At 67.7% G+C, this 18,661-nt stretch carries 19 protein-coding genes; 13 read left to right on the top strand and 6 right to left on the bottom strand.

What is annotated here, in order from left to right; genetic code table 11:
* Nucleotides 1-245: 245 nt before the first annotated feature.
* Nucleotides 246-464: a hypothetical protein gene (locus E3T42_RS06775; protein ID WP_134366034.1), complete on the top strand. Its 219-nt coding sequence runs from the start codon at nt 246-248 to the stop codon at nt 462-464.
* Between the two features lie 41 nt (nt 465-505).
* On the opposite strand, the gene E3T42_RS06770 is transcribed toward E3T42_RS06775, so the two are convergent.
* Nucleotides 506-1,513 carry an alpha/beta fold hydrolase gene (locus E3T42_RS06770; RefSeq protein WP_134366033.1) on the bottom strand — a complete coding sequence of 336 codons (1,008 nt, stop codon included), beginning with the start codon at nt 1,511-1,513 and terminating at the stop codon, nt 506-508.
* 211 nt (nt 1,514-1,724) lie between these two features.
* On the opposite strand from E3T42_RS06770, the gene E3T42_RS06765 reads away from it, so the two are divergent.
* Nucleotides 1,725-2,798, top strand: coding sequence for an alkene reductase (locus E3T42_RS06765; protein WP_134366032.1), 1,074 nt, complete (start codon nt 1,725-1,727; stop codon nt 2,796-2,798).
* A gap of 560 nt (nt 2,799-3,358) precedes the next feature.
* Here the strand turns inward: E3T42_RS06765 and E3T42_RS06760 are convergent.
* Nucleotides 3,359-4,558, bottom strand: a complete 1,200-nt coding sequence (locus tag E3T42_RS06760; protein WP_134366031.1) for a pyridoxal phosphate-dependent aminotransferase — start codon at nt 4,556-4,558, stop codon at nt 3,359-3,361.
* A gap of 92 nt (nt 4,559-4,650) precedes the next feature.
* On the opposite strand from E3T42_RS06760, the gene E3T42_RS16885 reads away from it, so the two are divergent.
* From E3T42_RS16885 to E3T42_RS06710, 10 genes are all read left to right on the top strand, one after another.
* Entirely contained in the window at nt 4,651-5,226 is a 576-nt protein-coding gene (locus tag E3T42_RS16885; RefSeq protein WP_174776149.1) for a hypothetical protein, read from the top strand.
* Nucleotides 5,227-5,528: 302 nt separating this feature from the next.
* Entirely contained in the window at nt 5,529-6,077 is a 549-nt protein-coding gene (locus tag E3T42_RS06750; RefSeq protein ID WP_134366030.1) for a hypothetical protein, read from the top strand.
* Nucleotides 6,078-6,197: 120 nt separating this feature from the next.
* On the top strand, nt 6,198-7,868 hold the full coding sequence (locus E3T42_RS06745) for a S1C family serine protease (RefSeq protein WP_134402696.1): 1,671 nt from the start codon (nt 6,198-6,200) through the stop codon (nt 7,866-7,868).
* Between the two features lie 197 nt (nt 7,869-8,065).
* Nucleotides 8,066-9,127: a glycosyltransferase family 2 protein gene (locus E3T42_RS06740; protein ID WP_241975894.1), complete on the top strand. Its 1,062-nt coding sequence runs from the start codon at nt 8,066-8,068 to the stop codon at nt 9,125-9,127.
* Entirely contained in the window at nt 9,124-9,936 is an 813-nt protein-coding gene (locus tag E3T42_RS06735) for a CDP-alcohol phosphatidyltransferase family protein (RefSeq protein ID WP_134366028.1), read from the top strand. The genes E3T42_RS06740 and E3T42_RS06735 overlap by 4 nt, the downstream gene beginning before the upstream one ends.
* Nucleotides 9,923-10,822, top strand: a complete 900-nt coding sequence (locus tag E3T42_RS06730) for a glycosyltransferase family 2 protein (RefSeq protein ID WP_134366027.1) — start codon at nt 9,923-9,925, stop codon at nt 10,820-10,822. The genes E3T42_RS06735 and E3T42_RS06730 overlap by 14 nt, the downstream gene beginning before the upstream one ends.
* A 75-nt stretch (nt 10,823-10,897) precedes the next feature.
* Complete coding sequence (locus E3T42_RS06725; protein WP_174776150.1) at nt 10,898-12,199, top strand: hypothetical protein; 1,302 nt, start codon at nt 10,898-10,900, stop codon at nt 12,197-12,199.
* A 72-nt stretch (nt 12,200-12,271) separates the two neighbouring features.
* On the top strand, nt 12,272-12,979 hold the full coding sequence (locus tag E3T42_RS06720) for a CoA-transferase (RefSeq protein ID WP_134366026.1): 708 nt from the start codon (nt 12,272-12,274) through the stop codon (nt 12,977-12,979).
* A complete protein-coding gene (locus E3T42_RS06715; protein ID WP_134366025.1) occupies nt 12,979-13,659 on the top strand; it encodes a 3-oxoacid CoA-transferase subunit B in 681 nt (226 codons plus the stop codon). The genes E3T42_RS06720 and E3T42_RS06715 overlap by 1 nt, the downstream gene beginning before the upstream one ends.
* The gene (locus tag E3T42_RS06710; protein WP_174776681.1) at nt 13,656-14,873 is read left to right on the top strand and encodes an acetyl-CoA C-acetyltransferase; all 1,218 of its coding nucleotides are present in this window, start codon (nt 13,656-13,658) and stop codon (nt 14,871-14,873) included. The genes E3T42_RS06715 and E3T42_RS06710 overlap by 4 nt, the downstream gene beginning before the upstream one ends.
* Before the next feature lie 42 nt (nt 14,874-14,915).
* Here the strand turns inward: E3T42_RS06710 and E3T42_RS06705 are convergent, their stop codons facing one another.
* Nucleotides 14,916-15,824 carry a hypothetical protein gene (locus E3T42_RS06705; RefSeq protein WP_241975893.1) on the bottom strand — a complete coding sequence of 303 codons (909 nt, stop codon included), beginning with the start codon at nt 15,822-15,824 and terminating at the stop codon, nt 14,916-14,918.
* Nucleotides 15,825-15,912: 88 nt separating this feature from the next.
* Here E3T42_RS06705 and E3T42_RS16695 point away from each other — a divergent pair, with 88 nt between their 5' ends.
* Nucleotides 15,913-16,218, top strand: coding sequence for a helix-turn-helix domain-containing protein (locus E3T42_RS16695; RefSeq protein ID WP_160141025.1), 306 nt, complete (start codon nt 15,913-15,915; stop codon nt 16,216-16,218).
* Here E3T42_RS16695 and E3T42_RS06695 read toward each other — a convergent pair.
* Genes E3T42_RS06695 through E3T42_RS06685 form a run of 3 tightly spaced genes read right to left on the bottom strand, consistent with a single transcriptional unit; the run spans nt 16,205 to nt 18,503 of the window.
* On the bottom strand, nt 16,205-16,951 hold the full coding sequence (locus E3T42_RS06695) for an ABC transporter ATP-binding protein (protein ID WP_134366023.1): 747 nt from the start codon (nt 16,949-16,951) through the stop codon (nt 16,205-16,207). The genes E3T42_RS16695 and E3T42_RS06695 overlap by 14 nt on opposite strands.
* Nucleotides 16,951-17,751, bottom strand: coding sequence for an ABC transporter permease (locus tag E3T42_RS06690; RefSeq protein ID WP_241975892.1), 801 nt, complete (start codon nt 17,749-17,751; stop codon nt 16,951-16,953). Before E3T42_RS06690 ends, E3T42_RS06695 begins: the two co-directional genes overlap by 1 nt.
* Before the next feature lie 59 nt (nt 17,752-17,810).
* A complete protein-coding gene (locus E3T42_RS06685) occupies nt 17,811-18,503 on the bottom strand; it encodes an NTP transferase domain-containing protein (RefSeq protein ID WP_134366022.1) in 693 nt (230 codons plus the stop codon).
* Nucleotides 18,504-18,661 lie beyond the last annotated feature (158 nt).

Genomic DNA, 18,661 nt, shown 5'->3' with positions numbered 1-18,661 from the left:
TGCCCCGGACCCTGGAGCGTGAAGGATCCGTTTCGCAGCCCCGGGTAGTGACTTCAGTTTGGCCGCTTTGCCTCCTCTTGACAAGAGAATTGCCGGTGGGGTCGAAACGGGGGCCGTCCTCGACTCCGGTGGGACATGTTCCTTCTGCCCGTTTCGCCGCACAATGCCAGGGACAGGCGCGCTGGTCCGTCGTACCGTCCTGACCGGCAGTGATCTGCACCGAGTCAGGGAAGGCGGAAAACGCAATGGACACGTTCAACTGGGTCTACTCCATCCCGCTGATTGCGATAATCGGCGGGATCACCGTGGCCATGTACGCGATTTATCTCAAGAACAAGCATGGTGGTGAGGAGGGCACGGCCGGGCTCGAGAACGCGGCCCTCAACCGGCAGGTCCTGGACCGGCTGGACTCCATCGACGCCCGGCTGGCGGCGGTCGAGAAGTCTCTTCGAGAACACGCCTGAACGAGAACGGTTCAGTCGCGCTCGGTTCAGTCGCGCTCCCATCAGTCGCGGTGCGAGGTGAACACGTGGGCAAGGGTCTGGAACGGACGCTCCATGTGCCCGAAATGGCCGGTGTCGGGCTCCGTGCAGAGGCTGAAGTCACGGATGACGGCCCGCAGCCGGTCGGCATCCGTCTCACCCACGAACACATCGGCGTCACCCTGGCTGGCGCGCACGGGGCACTCGATCCGGGACCAGATCGAGGCGTCGTAGCGGCCGGCCCGAGCGGATGCCGCCGCGAAGGCGTTCGGGCGCAGTTCCGTCGCGAGGGCGTCGATGACGCTCTCGGGCACACGCCCCGGGTGACGGAACAGGGGCGCCGCGAGCGGGCGGAGCAGGCCCCGGCGGTGCAGAGCGCCGACCGGATCTGACCCGGCCCGGCCGAGCCGGGCGAGCCCGCGCATGACCGGGAGCAGCGCTCCGAATCCGGGCAGCACCGCGGCCGAGCTCACCGGATGCCGAACGGTGTCGATGACGGAGAAGGACGCCGGGGAGACCAGGCCGACAAAACTCGTCGAGCGTGGCTCGCTCGCCGCGAGTTCGAGGGCGACGAATCCACCCAGGGAGTGGCCGATCACGGTCCAGGACCGGTAGCCGAGCGCCCGAGCGACCTCGGCGACCGCGGCCGCGGCCGACTCGATGGTGGCGGACTTACCGGTGGCGGACACGCCGGCCGGCAGTGCTGAGTCGCCCCAGCCGGGCAGGTCGGGGATGATCAGGTCCGTCAGAGCGGCGCTCGCAGGATGTGCCGGATTCGCCGAATCCGCTGCGGCCAGGAGCGGCGTCCAGGTGGTCCAGGAACCCGCCGCGCCGTGCAGCAGGATGGTGGCCGTGTCGCTGTCGGTGCGGCGTCCGTGCCTGACCGACACCGTTCCCGATCCCAGCCGCATCGCGCTCGTCGTCAGCCCGAATGCGCGTGCGTCCCGGCTGAGGGGGAACGGGAAGTATCCGTCCGGGCTGTGCCGGGCAGGTGCGGTGGATGTCGGCGCGGACCGCTCCAGGAGGCTCATGACGGTGGTTCGGTGCGGACCGGGCCGGCGGATTGGGCGCTCTCCCGCCGTGGGCTGGCCCGATCCGAGGCTGTGTATTGACAGACCATCCGTCCTCGCCGGAATACCCCGTCGGTGCGTGCCGTTGCGCGAAGAGGGAACCTGCTTCCCGATGTCCACGGCCGCGCACGCGCCGCCCGACGGCACTTGTCCGACAGAAAGAGCTATTCACGTGAATCTTTTCTCCCCGCTCACCCTCGGTGACCTGGAACTGCCCAACCGCCTCGTCATGGCGCCCCTGACCCGGGTGCGTTCGGGCATCGAGGGCGTGCCCGGCCCGCTCGTCGTGGAGCACTACCGGCAGCGCGCGACCCTCGGCCTGATCGTGACCGAGGGCACCTACCCCAGCCATGCCGGCCAGGGTTTCCCCGGTCAGCCCGGCCTGGTCACCCCGGAGCAGATCGAGGGCTGGAAGAACGTGGCCGACGCGGTGCATTCCGCCGGCGGCCGCCTGGTCGCCCAGGTCATGCACGCCGGGCGGGTCACCCATGAGGGCACCAACGGCGGCCGCGAGGTCGTCGCCCCCAGCGCGATCGCGATCGAGGGGGAGACGCGCACCTACGACGGCAAGCACCCGTATCCCGTGCCGCACGCCCTGACCGCCGACGAGCTCGCCGGCGTGGTCGCCGACTTCGTCCAGGCCTCCCGGAACGCGATCGCCGCCGGCCTCGACGGCGTCGAGATCCACTCCGCCAACGGCTACCTGCTGCACGAATTCCTGTCGCCGGCCTCGAACCAGCGCGACGACGTCTACGGCGGCTCCCCGGCCAACCGGGTCCGCTTCGTGATCGAGGTCGTCACCGCGGTTGCCGAAGCGATCGGAGCGGGTCGGGTGGGCATCCGCGTGTCCCCGGAGCACAACATCCAGGATGCCCTCGAAACCGACCCGGCGGATGTCCTGGCCACCTACGGCGCACTGGTCGACGGCCTCGCGCCGCTGAACCTCGCCTACCTGAGCGTGCTGCACAAGGAGCCGGCCGGCCAGCTGGTGCGGGAACTTCGCACCCGCTTCGGCGGACCGCTCCTCGTCAACAGCGGCTTCGGCGGAATCACCACCCGCGAGGAGGCCATGGCGGTCATCGCGGATGACCAGGCGGATGCCGTCGTCGTCGGCCGCGCCGTCATCGCCAACCCGGATCTGGTGCGGCGTTGGCTGAACGACCTGCCCCTGAACGCCCCGGACCCGCTCACCTTCTACGGTGCGGGCGCCGCCGGCTACACGGACTACCCGGCCCTCCATCACTAGCCCTCCAGCACTAGCCTTCCCCGCCCGGTGCTTCCCCGCCCGGTGCTGCCCGGTGCTTCCCCGCCCGGTGCTGCCCGGTGCTGCCCGGTGCTTCCCCCACCCCGGGTCTGATCGTGCATAACTCCTGCAATTTCTGAGACGCTCGCCGTCCAGCCCCGGATTCCCGGGGCGGCGGATGCTGCGCCCCCACGATCTGCAGGAGTTATGCCACCTGCCCCTCCCGGCACCGGCCTCCCCGGTTGTGAATCGTGCCGCCGCGGTGGTTAACTCAGGAGATTCGGGTCGGATGCCGGGCACGCCCCCGGAAACGCGGGGCGACGGGTGCCCGGAGCTCGGGTTTTTCCTGAGTTGGCCACGAGGGGTGGCGGGCAATGGGCCGGGGGGTGTCCCCGCGGCCACAACATTCGGGTCCACTGTCGCGGCCCAGTCGCGCATAACTCCTGCAATTTCTGAGACGCTCGCCGTCCAGCCCCGGAATCCCGGGGCGGCGGATGCTGCGCCCTCACGATCTGCAGGAGTTATGCAAGGGCCGGGCGAGGCATCTGCCCGCGACCCGTTCGCTACCGGCTGCTGATGCCCGCCAGCCGGCCGGCCGCGCGCTCGAGCACGTCCACCTTCTTGCAGTAAGCGAACCGCACCAGGGAGGCGTAATCTGCCCGGTTCGCGGGTGAACAGAAGGCGGCGATCGGCACCGCGACGACGCCGGCGAGCGCCGGTAGGATCCGGCAGAACTCGGCGCCGTCCGGGTAGCCGAGCGGTGCGGCATCCGCCACGATGAAATACGAGCCCTGCGGGCGGCTGACGGTGAAGCCGGCGGTCGTCAGCCCGACCTCGAGCACGTCCCGCTTGGCTTCGAGGTCGGCGGCGATGCCGGTGAAGAAGCTGTCGGGCAGGTCCAGGCCCCGCGCGATCGCCGGCTGGAACGGCGCCCCGTTGACGTAGGTGAGGAACTGTTTCACGGCGAGGATTGCGGTCACCAGAGGCGCCGGTGCGCTCAGCCAGCCGATCTTCCAGCCGGTCGTGTTGAACGTCTTACCCCCGGAGGATATCGTGATGGTGCGTTCGCTCGCTCCGGGCAGTGTCGCGACCGGAACGTGCGCGACCCCGAACGTGAGGTGCTCGTAGACCTCGTCGGTCACGATGAGCGCGTCGTGCCGGTGCGCCAGCTCGACGATGAGCGCCAGCGTTTCGATAGGAAGTACGGTTCCGGTGGGGTTGTGCGGGTTGTTGACGATGATCAGTCGCGTCTTGTCGGTGATCGCGGCGCGGAGCTCGTCCAGGTCGGGCTGGAACTCGGGGGAGCGCAGCCGCACGGTGCGATGGACGCCGCCGCCCAGGGCGATCAGGCCACCGTATGCGTCATAGAAAGGCTCCAGGGTGACGACCTCGTCGCCGGGCTCGATCAGGGCGAGGATCGTGGCGGCGAGGGCTTCGGTGGCGCCCGCGGTCACGAGGACCTCGGTCTCCGGATCGGCCGACAGGCCGTAGAAGCGCTGTTGGTGGCGCGAGATGGCCTCGCGGAGCACGGGCAGTCCCCTTCCCGGCGGGTACTGGTTGACGCCGTCGGAAATCGCCTGGCGTGCCGCCTCGAGTACCTCGGGCGGGCCATCCTCGTCGGGGAACCCCTGGCCCAGGTTGATCGCACCCGTGCGCATCGCGAGCGCGCTCATCTCCGCGAAGATACTGGCCGCGACGGTACCGTCCGCGCCGAGCAGCCCCGCTCCGTCGGCGGTTCGCCGCCAGGCGCCGGTAATCGTCATCGAGTCACCTGCATCCCTACAAGCTACGACATGCCCCGCGCTCCCTGTGGACAGTTCGAGCGGGAACGCGCTCGGTGCCCTAACGTGGCCGCATGCGGACCGTGACGCGCGCACTGCTCACCCTCAGCGCCCTGGTGCTCCTCGGAGGCCCGGCGCTCGCCGGTTGCGCGCCGACGCCCACCCCGAAACCATCCGCAACCGCCACAACGGATGCCCCCGTCTTCGCCTCCGACGCCGACGCTCTCGCCGCGGCAACGGAGGCCTATGCGGCCTATGACAGTATGACGGCGGAGATCGCTGCAACGGGAGGAACTAATCCAGAGCGGATCGAGCCTTTCGTAACAGTCGATTACTACCCAGCTCTTGAGAATGGATTCCAGAAATTCCACGAATCAGGACAAGTCAGCCAGGGCAATGCGAGCTTCGACACGGTGTCGCTTGTTGGCCACGAGACTCTCGGTCCCGGGATGGCTCGCGTTGAGGTCTACCTCTGTTCAGATGTAACGAATGTTCGGCTGCATGACATTTCGGGCGCGGACGTCACGCCGGCGGTGCGACCAAACAGAATCCCACTCCAGATTGTTCTTCTCTCGCGGGCATCAAACCCATCAGCGCTCCTGATCAGTGAGGAAAAGGTATGGTCAGGACGAGATTTCTGTTTGCAATAGGCCTCGCACTTGGAATCGTATTCTCATCGCTTGGAATATTTCCAGCCATTGCCTGTTCGAGCATCGACAGGTTTGGTGGTGGTTGTGATGTTTCGGCAACCGGCGCCATCAACGACGGCGGGGTCGACCTGTCTGCCGGTTATGACAGCGGCGGCGGGGGAGATCAATCCGGCAGCGCGAACGGAGCCGGCGGCGACGCCGGATCAGACAGCGGATCTGACGCCGAATCCGGCACAGGCCCCGGCACAGGCCCCGGCACAGGCCCCGGCGGCCAACCGGGGGCAGCGCCGACCTCCCCCTCTGTGGTCGTCGTGCGGGACGGTTTCACGGTTGTCTGCGATCCGGGAGCTCCCTGCGATCCGAACCTCGTCGTTCGATTCAGCGACCTGGTCAACTTCAAGCCGGCGGAACCCACCCAGAGCATGGAGCCGGACGGGTGGAGCGTGATCGGGCTTCCGGCGAACTTCATCGCCGCGGCATCCGTGCACGGTCGGTCAGGACTGCTGCTCGATTTTCCGGCCGAGGTGCGTTTCACCCCGGTCGGCTACCGCTGGAACTTCGGTGACGGCTCGACCTTGGATTCGCCCTCCGGTGGAGCCACCTGGGCGGACCTGGGCCAGCCCGAATTCTCCGACACGCCCACCAGTCACGAATTCCGAAAATCCGGGGTTCACTCCGTGAGCGTGGTTGTTGTCTACTCCGCCGAGTACCGGTTTGCCGGCCGAGACTGGCGCGGGGTGCAGGGGACGCTCCCGGTAGCGGGAAGCCCGATCAGCGTGGTAATCGGCGACGCCAGAACCGTGCTCGTCGATCGCGAATGCAGCCGCACTCCCGCGGGACCGGGCTGCTGAGCGCGTGCGGTGCCGAGAAGCAGGGCAAGGTCACGGCCTCATCATTGAATGCTCCCAGCCTCCACATACCTTTCGCTCAGGTTCGGGAGCGAAGCTGACATCGCTTGGAAGGAGCACCCAATGACCGACAACACCCAGGAACCCGGCAAGACGCCCGATCACCCGCATGGCTCAGTTCCGTTCGAAGTGAACTCCGTCGGCGAAACAACGTCGGCGACGGATGCCTCCACGACTTCTTCGTCCTCCGCAGAACCCGCCGCCGGCCCCACTGTTCCGGCCTCGACGCCGGGCCGAGCCGCCGATGACCAGTCGACCGAGGTCATCCAGCCCGCATCCACGCCTGCCGCAGCGCCTGCCGCAGCGCCTGCCGCAGCGCCTGCCGCAGCAGGGCCAGCCGCCGCGCCTGCCGGCGCAGCGACTGTCGCCCAGCCCACCCTCGCCTACGCCACCGATGCGTTCGGGCGTCCGCTGCCAGGTGGGGCCGGTTCCACCCCGAACTACGCGCCGAACGGGGCTCCGCAGACCTACGCCCACGAAAACGGCTACCCGAACCAGCAGGCCGGGGGGATTCCCCAGAAGGACCAGCAGCGAAGCAAGGGCAGCATCGCCCTGATCGCCGCCCTCGCCATCGGCGCGCTCCTCGGCGGCGCCTCCGGCGCCGGAGTCACCGCGTTCGTGCTCACCAACCAGAGCAGCGGCATCCCGGCCGACCAGGCCACGGGCCCGCAGAGCGTCGTGGTCAACAACACCGACAGCGTCAACCAGATCACCGCGGTCGCGGCCAAGGCCTCGCCCAGCGTCGTGACCATCGACGCGAGCAGCGGCAGCTCCGGGGGAACCGGTTCAGGTGTGGTGCTGACCCAGGACGGCTACGTGCTCACGAACACGCACGTCGTCACCCTCGACGGCGCGGCCGCCGACGCGACCCTCCAGGTCACCGGCAACGACGGCAAGCTCTACGCGGCCACCATTGTCGGCACCGACCCGGTTTCCGACCTCGCCGTGGTGAAGCTCACCGACGCGAAAGGCCTCACTCCGATCGACTGGGCCGACTCCAGCAAGCTCAACGTCGGCGACACGACCATCGCCATCGGAGCCCCGCTCGGCCTGTCCGGCACAGTCACCGACGGAATCGTCAGCGCGCTCAACCGGAGCATCTCGATCGCCTCCTCGGCCGCACCGGATACGCAGGACAACACCGCCCCCAACGACCAGCAGAGCCCCTTCTTCTTCGATCTGCCCGACAAGAACGGCAGCCAGGAGCAGGCGCCCACCACCAGCGGCAGCATCTCGTTGTCGGTCATCCAGACGGATGCCGCCATCAACCCCGGCAACTCCGGTGGAGCCCTCCTCAACGCCAAGGGCGAGCTCATCGGCATCAACGTGGCCATCGCCAACGCGGGCGGATCGTCCTCGTCCGCCGCCGGCAACATCGGAGTCGGGTTCTCGATCCCGTCCAACCTCGCCAAGCGCGTGTCCGAGGAACTGATCAAGAACGGCACGGCCACGCACGGCCTGCTCGGCGCGAGTGTCACCAGCGCGGCCGGAACCGGCCAGAGCGACACCGTGGGGGCCCTGATCAGTGAGGTGTCCTCCGGTGGGGCGGCGCAGAAGGCCGGCCTCCAGAAGGGTGACGTCGTCACGAACTTCAACGGCGTGCCCATCACCGACGCGAACGACCTCACCGCCCAGGTGCGCGCCCTCGCGGCTGGCGACGAAGCCAAACTGACCTACGTGCGTGACGGCAAGTCCGTCACCGTCTCCGTCACGGTGGGTGCCCTCTCCAGCTAGCCCCCGCTCCTTCCAGCGAACGAAGAGCTGCGCCGCCGGTCATGCACCGGCGGCGCAGCTCTTTTTGCTGTCCGCGCCGCGCCCGCGCCGGGCCCCGCGCCGCGTCTGACGCGCACCCGGACGGGCGGGAATCGGCCCGATGCGGGCCGGAAAGGCACGGCTGGTAGGCTCGGACATCCCTCCAGAAGAATGGAAATATGATCAGCCAGGAGCCCTCTGCCGGAGGCACGTCCCTGCTCGGGGTTTCCTATGTGATGCCGGTGCTGAACGATGTGACGCACGTTCGGGCCGCCGTGACCAGCCTCCTCCGCCAGGACTACACGGGGCCGTTCGAGGTCACCGTAGCCCTCGGTCCGAGCATCGACGGCACCACCGAACTGGTCGAGGAAATGGTCGCTGTCGATCCGCGCATCCGGATCGTGGCGAATGAAATCGGGTCGACCCCGGCCGGCCTCAACATCGCCATCCGGGCCTCGAGCTATCCCGTCGTGATCCGCGTGGACGCCCACTCAGTCCTGCCCCCGGACTACGCCCGGATCGCCGTCGAGACGCTCGAGCGCACCGGCGCCGACAATGTGGGCGGCGTCATGGACGCCCAGGGCGAGAGCCCGTTCCAAAAGGCCGTCGCACGGGCCTACGGCACGAAGATCGGCCTTGGGGGAACGCCGCTCCACGTCGGCGGCCCCGAAGGGCCCGCCGAAACCGTGTACCTGGGCTGTTTCCGAATGGACAGCATCGTGCGCGTCGGCCTCTTCGACGAGGGCATCAAACGGGGTCAGGACTGGGAGCTCAACCGGCGCCTGCGGGAGCAGGGCGGCACGGTCTGGTTCACGCCCCGGCTCCGGGTGGTCTACCGCCCGCGCCCGAGCCTGTCCCGCCTGGCCCGGCAGATGGTGTCCACCGGCCTGTGGCGTGGAGAGCTCGCCCGGCGGTACCCGGAATCCAACGGCATCCGCTACTTCGCCCCGCCCGTGATGGTGCTGGGCGTCGTGCTCGCCCTGCTCGCCGGTCTGGGTGGCCTGGTGCAGCTCCTGACCGGAGGGGCGCCGTGGCTGCTCCTCGGATTGCTCGTGCCCGTCGCCTACCTGCTCATCGTCGCAGCGGCCACGGTTGCCGTCACGCGACCGGACGGGTTTCGTGCCGCGCTGTGGTTTCTCGTAGTCTTGCCGTGCATTCACTTCTGCTGGGGCATCGGATTCCTGCTCGGATACCTGAAACTCACCACCAACATCACGGCCCACACCGGGAGGCAACTATGACGTCAGGGACGCCAGCGGCGACTCGACCCTCCTCGATCGCGGAGTTGCGTGAGGTGGCGCAGCCGCCCGAGGTGAGGTTGCGCGCGAATGCCGAGCACTGGACGGCATCGCTCTATCTGCGCGATATCTCCCCGTATTTGACCTGGATGCTGCTGAAGACCAGCATCTCGGCGAACGGCGTCACCGGGCTGATGATCCTGGTCGGCTGGTCCACCGCTGCCGCACTGCTCATCCCCGGCATCTGGGGCGCGCTGCTGGCGCTCCTCCTCGGCCAGTTGCAGATGCTGGTCGACTGCTCCGACGGGGAGGTCGCCCGCTGGCGCCGGCAGTCTTCACCGGCCGGAGTGTTCCTGGACAAGGTCGGGCACTACACGACCGAGGCGCTCATCCCCATCGCCCTGGGCATCCGGGCCGCGTTCTACCCGTTCGAGGCCCCGGCCGACTTCCTGTGGACCACCCTCGCACTGCTTCTCGCGCTGATCATCGTGCTGAACAAGGCGCTCAACGACATGGTGCATGTGGCTCGCGCGAACGCCGGACTCACCAAGCTCGCCGACCGGAAACACGAGCAGACCCCCACCTCGAGCCTGATCGCCAAGGCCCGCAGGCTGGCCCGGTTCCTGCCGTTCCACCGCCTCTACCATTCGGTCGAACTCACCATCCTGATATTCGCCTCCGCGGTCATCGGCACACTCATCGGCGAGCCCGTGGTCGACCGCGTGCTGCTGGCCACCCTGGTCCCGCTGGCCTTCATTTCGCTGGTGGGCCATTTCGTGGCCATCATGGCGTCCAAGCGTGTCCGGTCCTAGCGCCTCGCCCGTCGACTCCACCCTGCCGACGGTCGGAGTGGTGGTGCTCACCCAGGGCACCCGGCCGGACGATCTCGAGCGCGGCATCCGGAGCCTGCTCCTGCAGCAGGACGTTCGCCTCGACATCGTGTGCGTCGGCAACGGATGGCAGCCGACCGGGCTGCCCTCCGGAGTCAAGGCTCTGGGGCTGCCCACGAACCTGGGCATTCCGGCGGGGCGCAATCGCGGGGTTTCGCAGGTCGCGGGGGAGTACCTCTTCTTCCTCGACGACGATGCGAGCATTCCCGACCCCCTATTCCTGGTCGACGCCATCGGGATGCTGAGGGCAGACCGCACCATCGGCCTGCTGCAGCCCCGGGTCGTCGATCCCGCCGGGATCGCGTCACCGAGGCGGTGGATTCCGCGCATTCGCAAGGGCGAGGCCACCGCGTCGAGCAACGTCTTCTCGGTCTGGGAAGGCGCCGTGCTCCTTCCTCGGGCCGTCTTCGACGCCACGGGCGGCTGGGGGGAACCCTACTTCTACGCGCACGAGGGCATCGAACTGGCGTGGCGGGTCTGGGACCAGGGCTTCCGCGCCTGGTACGCCGGGAACCTCGTGGCGAACCACCCGGTGATCCAGCCGACCCGGCATGCCGACTACTACCGCCTCAACGCGCGCAACCGCGTGTGGCTCGCCCGCCGCAATCTTCCGGCGCCCCTGATCCCCGTGTACGCCGGGTCCTGGCTGCTGATCCAACTGGTCCGCTGGGCCCGCAACCCCACCGCCCTCCGGGCCTGGCTGGGTGGATTCCGCGAAGGCTGGGCCACATCCCCGGGCGGGCGACGCCCCCTCCGCGCACGCACGGTATGGCGGATGTCCCTGGCCGGGCGCCCTCCCGTCGTCTAACGATCCGCCTGCTATCGGTCCCGTTCGGGGGCCAGGCGGCATCGTCGAATCGGCATCGAAAGGTACTCTTGACCCGTGGGTATACAACGAGACGTCAGGCTTGGATTCAAGCTGGTCAAGGACGTCACGGCGTCCCGCAGGGCACAGCGACTGCTGAACGGCCGCCTGGCCACGCGGGAGCCGCTGCCGGGGCGGCACTTCAAGATCGCCGTCTACTTCGCCGACGGCCCGGTCAACCTCTACCAGATGCGCCAGTGGTACAAACCCCTCGCGAAGCTCGCCGAGACCTGGCCGGTGCTCGTGCTCAGTCGCAACGGAGCGGGAGCCCTTCCCCTGATCGACGAATCCCCGGTGCCGGTGGCCTACGTGAGGCGGGTCGCCGACCTTGAGCGTGTGCTGGCCGAGCAGGATATCCGCATCGTGTTCTACGTCAACCAGAACTCACGCAACTTCCAGATGATGCGTTACGGTCGCTGCTGGCACGTTTTCATCAACCATGGTGAGAGCGACAAGATGTACATGGTGACCAACCAGATCAAGGCCTACGACTACGCCTTCGTCGCGGGGGAGGCCGCCCTCGCCCGTCTCGGCAAGGTGCTCTGGGACTACGACTTCGACAAGCGGGCCATCAGGATCGGGCGTCCGCAGGCCGACCACTACTCCGGGACCACGGCCATCGCCCCCGACGAGCGCCAGGTCGTGTTGTACGCACCGACCTGGGAGGGGGACCGCCCGTCCGCCGCATACGGCTCCATCGCCACGCACGGTGTCGACCTCGTCGCGGCTCTCCTCGCCTCCGGGCGTCACCGGGTCATCTACCGTCCTCACCCGCGTAGCGGCGTCGTGGACAGCGCATACGGCGCGGCCAACAAGCAGATCATTGCTGCCATCGCGGCCGCGAACGAGCGAGACGCGTCCGCCGGACACATCTACGATTCGGGCCCCGAACTGGGCTGGCAATTGTCGGCAGCGGATATCGCGATCGTCGACATCTCCGCCATGGTCTACGACCGGCTTGCCACGGGCAAGGCTCTGATGGTGACCCGCCCGGCAGACCCGAGCGCGCAGATCGACTCGAGCGGCTATCTCTCGGACTGCGAGTGGCTGTTCGACGGCCAGACCGGGAATATCGTTGCGGTCCTGGACGAGCTCACCCACGACGATGCGGCGGAAGCCAGGCTCACGGTCTGGGTGCAGCGCTACTTCGGCGACACGAATCCCGGGGTCGCGACGGAGCGCTTCCACGTCGCCGTGCAACACCTGATGAACGAGTGGGATCGTTTCGACACGGCCAACCCGCGCACCGACCACATCGAGGCGTCGTCGGCGCAGGGATCTCTGTCAGCGGACGACGGCCCGGACATCGAGCTTCTCTAGTCTGCGTGCCGGCAGCACCCTGGACTTCCATCCAGTGGAAGTTGTCGGTGGATCGCGCTAGCGTGTCGGGGTATGAGCGGAAAACCAGCGCACACAACGGCGGCGGACGGGCTGTCGGCCCCGGTCGCCGTCGACAATCGTTCCGTCGCGGCCCGACTCTTCGCCATTCTCGACGCGTTCACCGCGCCCGCCGGGGCGACCTCTCTCACCCTGACGCTGACGGCCATCGCCCAGCGGGCCGGCCTGCCGCTTTCGACCACGCACCGGCTGGTCGCGGAGTGGGTTGGTTGGGGCGGCCTGACCAAGCACGACAACGGACAGTACTCGCTCGGCATGAAGCTGTGGGGCCTGCCCTGGCGCTACGGGCCGGATGGCGAGGTGACGGTGTCGTCCCCGCCCAAGCAGACCCGCACCTTCTCCTCCCTGCGCGGCGGGGAGAAGGAGTACGTGCTCGAAGAGGCCATCGTCACCGACTACACCCTCGGGCGCGCGGCCAAGGGCGACCGGCACGGCAACCTCGTGTTCGAGAAATCGGCCCGCAACTTCAACCCGGTCGCCGGCATGGCCGGTCGCATCACCATTGCCGAGGTCGACGAACTGGTCGAACCGGGTGAGATCGACCCCGACCAGGTGCACCTCGCCGGGATTTATGTGAACCGCATCGTGCAGCTCGGCGCGGTGGACGCCGCCGATCTGCCGATCGAGAAGACGACGACGCGGCCACGGCCGTCGGCATCCGCCGTGGCGCATTCACCCCCGGACGAGACCGGAGCGAACTGATGGCCCTCACCCGCAACGAGATGGCGGCCCGGGCCGCCCAGGAACTTGCCCCCGACTCCTACGTCAATCTCGGTATCGGCCTGCCGACACTCATCCCCAACTTTCTGCCGGACGGTGTGCACGTGGTTCTGCACTCCGAAAACGGTGTGCTCGGCGTCGGCCCGTACCCCTGGGAGGGCGAGGAAGACCCGAAACTCATCAACGCCGGGAAGGAAACCGTCACCGTCAACCCCGGCGCCGCCTACTTCGACTCGGCACAGAGCTTCGGCATGATCCGCGGCGGCCTGATCGACGTCGCCGTGCTCGGCGCCATGCAGGTGTCTGTCGTCGGCGACATCGCAAACTGGGCCGTGCCCGGCAAGATGATCAAGGGCATGGGCGGCGCGATGGACCTCGTGCACGGTGCCGACACGGTGCTCGTCGTCATGGAACACCTGACCAAGACCGGAGAATTCAAGATCAAAAAGGCCTGCGACCTGCCGCTCACCGGCAAGGCCGTCGCGACCCGCATCATCACCGACCTCGCCGTGATCGATGTCAGCCCGGCCGGACTCGTGCTGCGCGAACTCGCGCCGGGCGTCACCGTGGCCGAGGTCCAGGCCGCCACCGAGGCGACGCTGCTCGTGCCAGGGCCGCCGCTCACGATTCGCACCTTGCTCACCGAAATGGTCGCCGGATGACCGCGCTGCGCGAGGTCGTCATCTGCGAACCGCTCCGCACCCCCATCGGTCGTTTCGGCGGAGCTTTCAAGACCGTGGCGCCCGCCGACCTCGCCGCGGCGGTGATCGCCGCGCTGCTCGAACGCACCCACCTCGACGGCGCGCTCGTCGACGACGTCATCTTCGGCCAGGCCTACCCGTCCGCCGAGGCCGCACCGGTCGCCCGGGTCGCTGCCCTCAACGCGGGCCTGCCGGTGACTGTGGGCGGCGTGCAGGTCGACCGCCGCTGCGGCTCCGGTCTGCAGGCCGTCCTCGACGCCGCCATGCAGGTGCAGACCGGCGCCAGCGACCTCGCCATCGCCGGCGGCGTCGACGTGATGAGCCAGGCCCCGTTCTACACGGTCGATTCCCGCTGGGGCGTGGGTGGCACCGCCGGAATGCTGCTGCGCGACGCACTCGGCCGCGGCCGAGAGACCGCCGGCGGTCGGCGTTTCCCGGTTCCCGGCGGCATGCTCGAAACTGCCGAGAACCTGCGCCGCGACTACGGAATCGACCGCGTCGAACAGGACGAACTCGCCGTGCGCTCCCAGCAGCGTGCGCTGGCCGCCGTCGCAAACGGTCGTTTCCTCGACGAAATCGTCCCGGTCATCGTGCCCGGTCGCAAGGGCGCTGTTGTGGTTTCGGCCGACGAGACCCCCCGCGCGACCAGCCGTGAGGCCCTCGCCGGCCTGCGCCCCATCCTGCTGACCACGGATGCGGCATCCACTGTCACCGCCGGAAATGCCAGCGGGCAGAACGACGCGGCCGCCGCCTGCATCGTGACCACGCCCGAGCGCGCCGCCGAACTCGGACTCACACCGCTCGTGAGTCTCCGGTCGTGGGCCCGGGCCGGCGTCGACCCGTCGCGGATGGGCCTCGGCCCGGTGCCCGCCACCGCGAAGGCACTTGAACGCGCCGGGCTCGTACTCGCCGACATCGACCTGATCGAGCTCAACGAGGCCTTCGCCGCGCAGGTTCTCGCCGTCTCGCGCGAATGGAACTTCACCGACGCCGACTGGGACCGCACCAACGTGAACGGCTCCGGCATCTCCCTCGGCCACCCGGTGGGCGCCACCGGCGCGCGGATCCTCGCAACGGCCACCCGGCAGCTGCAGCGCACGGAGGGCCGTTTCCTGCTCGAAACCATGTGCATCGGCGGTGGCCAGGGCCTGGCCGCCGTCTTCGAACGGGTGTGACCGGGGCGCACGACCGGGACCAGGCCAGGCCTTTCGATTTCGCTACACGGGGGCTGGGCCGGACGCGGGATTGCCGGCCGGTTCCTGTGGACCTCGCGCGGGCTGCATCCGTCGCCGCGGGGACAGCCGGCCGGACAGCCCGGACAGGGTCCTGCGGTTGAAGACGGCGATCCGGCGCGCCGCGGTGCCTTCGCCCACGACGAGATCCGGCATTTTCGGGTCGAGGTCGGGGCTGAAGCCGGCCGGCGGCAGGCCGAATGCCATCCGCGAGGTCTGCACCACCCGCTTGCCGAGGATGTTGTTGCCGGCACCGCCGACGATCGCGCCGACACCGAACGGGAGGGCCTTTCCGATGAAGCTGGCCCCGCCCCTGGCCGCGAACTGCCGGAGGAAGCTGCTCTTCAATCGGTCCGTCAGCGGCCCCATGATGGCTCGGGGGAGGCTGGTGGTGACGAGTTCGCCCCAGTAGACGTTGCGCGCGGCCCCATTGCCCGTGGCCTGGCCGGCCAGCTGGCGCACGAGTTCCGATCCTTCGTGTCCGAGCATCATCGTCATCACCAGGGCGCGGGCGCGTTCCGGGTCGGCGACGGCGATGCCGTGCACCTCGCTCACCGATTGGGTGAACAGAGCCGTCGCTTCGAGGAAGCCGGCCGTTTCCACCCCGGACAGGGCCAGGGTGATGCCGGTGGTCACGCCCGGGATGACCGCTGTCGCGCCGACGGCCGCGCCGCCGGTGGTGACGGCGGCGACATAGCGCCGTTCGAGGATGACGATGATCTCGACCGGGGTCGCGTGAGGGGACCGCCGGCGGATCGCGCGGATGTGCGCCAGCACGGCCGGGCGGTGGATCGCCATCACACGGTCGAAGCCCGCGATGACTCCGGACGGCAGTTGCCCGCCCTGGGGCAGACCGCCCGTTGTCGACACCATTGGTTGTGGCTTTCTGGCCATCAGAGCACGCTCCTTCGAATTCTCGATGAGTTTACGTGTCTCAGATGGGCCACTGGTGGGAATCGCCGGGCGCGCCTATACAGGGAGGATGTCTGACCCGAAATCGGAAGCATCGCGCATCCTCGGACTGAGGTTACGGCGCCGGCGACGCCAGCTCGCCCTCAATCAGGAGGCCGTGGCGCTCCTGGCCGGGCTCAACGTGTCGAATTATGCGCGTATCGACCGCGGTCACGGCAATCCGACGTTTCACACGCTGATTCGGCTCGCAACGGTGCTCGGCCTGGAGCCAGGCGATTTGATGACCGGGTTCAGCGCCGAGCAGTTGCCGCCCACACGCGACAGTCTCACGCGGTCGACCGGCTCGACGTGGACGGGCCAGATCAGGCCGACTTGATGCCGTACTGGGTGTTGTACAGCGCCAGGACCTCGTCGATGGGCGCATCCAGTACCAGCTTGCCCTTGTCCAGGTACAGACCCCGGGTGCAGAACCGGCGTAGGTCCCGTTCGTTGTGCGAGACGAAAAACAGTGTCCGTCCGCCCGCGAGGAGCTCCTCGATGCGCCGGTAGCATTTCTCCCGGAAGGCCTTGTCGCCCACGGCGAGTACCTCGTCGACGAGGAGGATCGGTTCCTCGAGGCGGGAAATGACGGCGAAAGCGATGCGCACCTTCATCCCGCTGGACAGGTGCTTATAGGGCGTGTCGACGAAATCGGCGATCTCGGCGAATTCGATGATCTCGTCAAAGCGCACGTTGATCTGCTTTTTCGTCATGCCGTGCAGGCCCGCTGTGAGGTACACATTGTCGCGCACGCTCAGGTCGTCGACGAACCCGCCGGTGATCTCGATCAGCGGGGCGACGCCCTCCGTCACGTGCACGGTGCCCTCGTCGGGCAGCACGACGCCGGTGACGAGTTTCAGGAGGGTGGACTTGCCCTGGCCGTTGCGACCGACCACGCCGATCGCCTCGCCGCGCTGCACGGAGAAGGACACGTTCCGCAGCGCCCAGAACTCGCCTGGGCGGATCCGCCGCTTGCTGCCGGCGAACATGTCCTTGAACGTGCGGCGGCCGCGCCGATTGCGTCGAAAACGGATGCCGACCCCCGTCAGGGTGATCACCGGTGCCGGCACTAGATCTCCTTCAAGACTGCGCGCTCCGTGCGCGTGAAGACAACGAGCCCGCCCAGGAGCAGCGCAAGCGACATTGCGGCGCTGACACCGACGACGGCCCAGTTGAGCTGCCCAGGGAAGAACGCTGCGCGATACAGGCTGAAGATGCCGCTGAGCGGGTTGAATGCCGCCCAGAACTGCAGTTGTTCCGGTAGGTCGGTGGTGCCGTAGATGATCGGGGAGGCGTAGAAGAGGAAACGCAGCACGAGCTTGACGGCGCGCTCCAGATCGCGGAAGAAGACCACCAGCGGAGCGACGATGAGGCCCACCCCGACAGTCAGCACCGCCTGGATCAGGATGGCCAGCGGGAAGAAGACGGCGTCGAGGTTGATCTGCGCGCCGGAGAAGACCGCGAACAGCACCAGTACCGGAATGGACGCCAGGAACTCGATCCCCTTGGAGAGAACCAGCCGGTTGACCCAGATCGTGCGGGGGATCCTCGTCGACCGGATGAGCTTTGCTTCCCGAAGGAACGCCCGGGTGCAGTCGGAGACCGTGCCGTTGAACCACATCCAGGGCAGCAGGGCGGCGAGGAGGAACACGATGTACGGCTCGTTGCCCACGCCGCGCTGGAAGACCTGCGTGAAAACGAACCAGTAGATCCCGGCCATCACGAGCGGGTCGAGGATTGACCAGAAGTAGCCGAGCAGCGACGTCGAATACCGCACGCGCAGGTCCCGCTGAGTGAGCAACCAGAGGGAATGACGATATCGGGCGGAAGACGTGCGCTGCTCAGGGCGCACTTCCGCGTAACTACTCACGCGCTCTATCGTAGGGCCGCAAGACGCGGCCCCAGGTGCCAACGCCTGGAGGAACAGGCCTAGACGAACAGGTTGGCCCGCTCGAGATCCTCGGCGAAGTCGACCTCGACGGCATAGAAGTCGGAGATGTCGAGCGGTTCGACCAGCAGGTTGTTCTTCTCGATGGCAAGTTCGATGCCGCGCTCGAAGTAGTCCTGGTCGCCCACCTTCGTCAGGTGGTGAAGCAGAACGGCCTTGTAGGCGCTGGAGATGTAGTTGATGCCGACGGCTTCGCCGAGGCCGCCCTTGACGGTCTTCGACAGTTCCTTGATGTAGCCCTCGGCGCTGGTCGTGTACTTGACCTCTTCGTCGGACACCTTGGAGGTGTTGACGGTCACGAAGGACTGGTCGCGAGCCACCATGGCGGCGGCGCGATCGAGGATGGCGGGGTCGAAGACGACGTCGCCGTTCATCCACAGCACTCCGCCGGTGGTGGAGGCCTGCAGGGCACGCATCAGGCTCTTCGACGTGTTCGTCTGGTCGTATTCTTCGTTGTAGACGAAGGATGCCTGCGGGAAGGCCTCGATGATGTGCTCGAGCTTGTAGCCGACGACGATGGTGACCTTGGCCTTCTTGCCGAAGGCGTGCCCGATGTTGTCGAACTGCTGCTGCATGATCGTTCGACCGTCGTTGAGTTCGGTGAGCGGCTTCGGGAGCGAACGGCCGAGTCTGCTGCCCATGCCTGCTGCCAGAATGACTACCTGAGTGGTCACGATTGTCTCCTTCAAAAAGTTTTGGGACCGAGACAACACTCGTAGTGGGACAGAGTTTGTCTAGGGTTCACCCATAAGGTCACGTATAGACACACCGTTATGCCCGCTTCAGAATACCTTAAGGGCCATATCCGGGGGAAGAGCATGCTCGTAACGTG

This window comes from Cryobacterium sp. TMT4-10, assembly GCF_004403275.1.
Lineage (GTDB): Bacteria > Actinomycetota > Actinomycetes > Actinomycetales > Microbacteriaceae > Cryobacterium > Cryobacterium shii.
The sequence above is the reverse complement of the archived record's forward strand: the minus strand, read 5'-3'. Positions and strand labels throughout refer to the sequence as shown.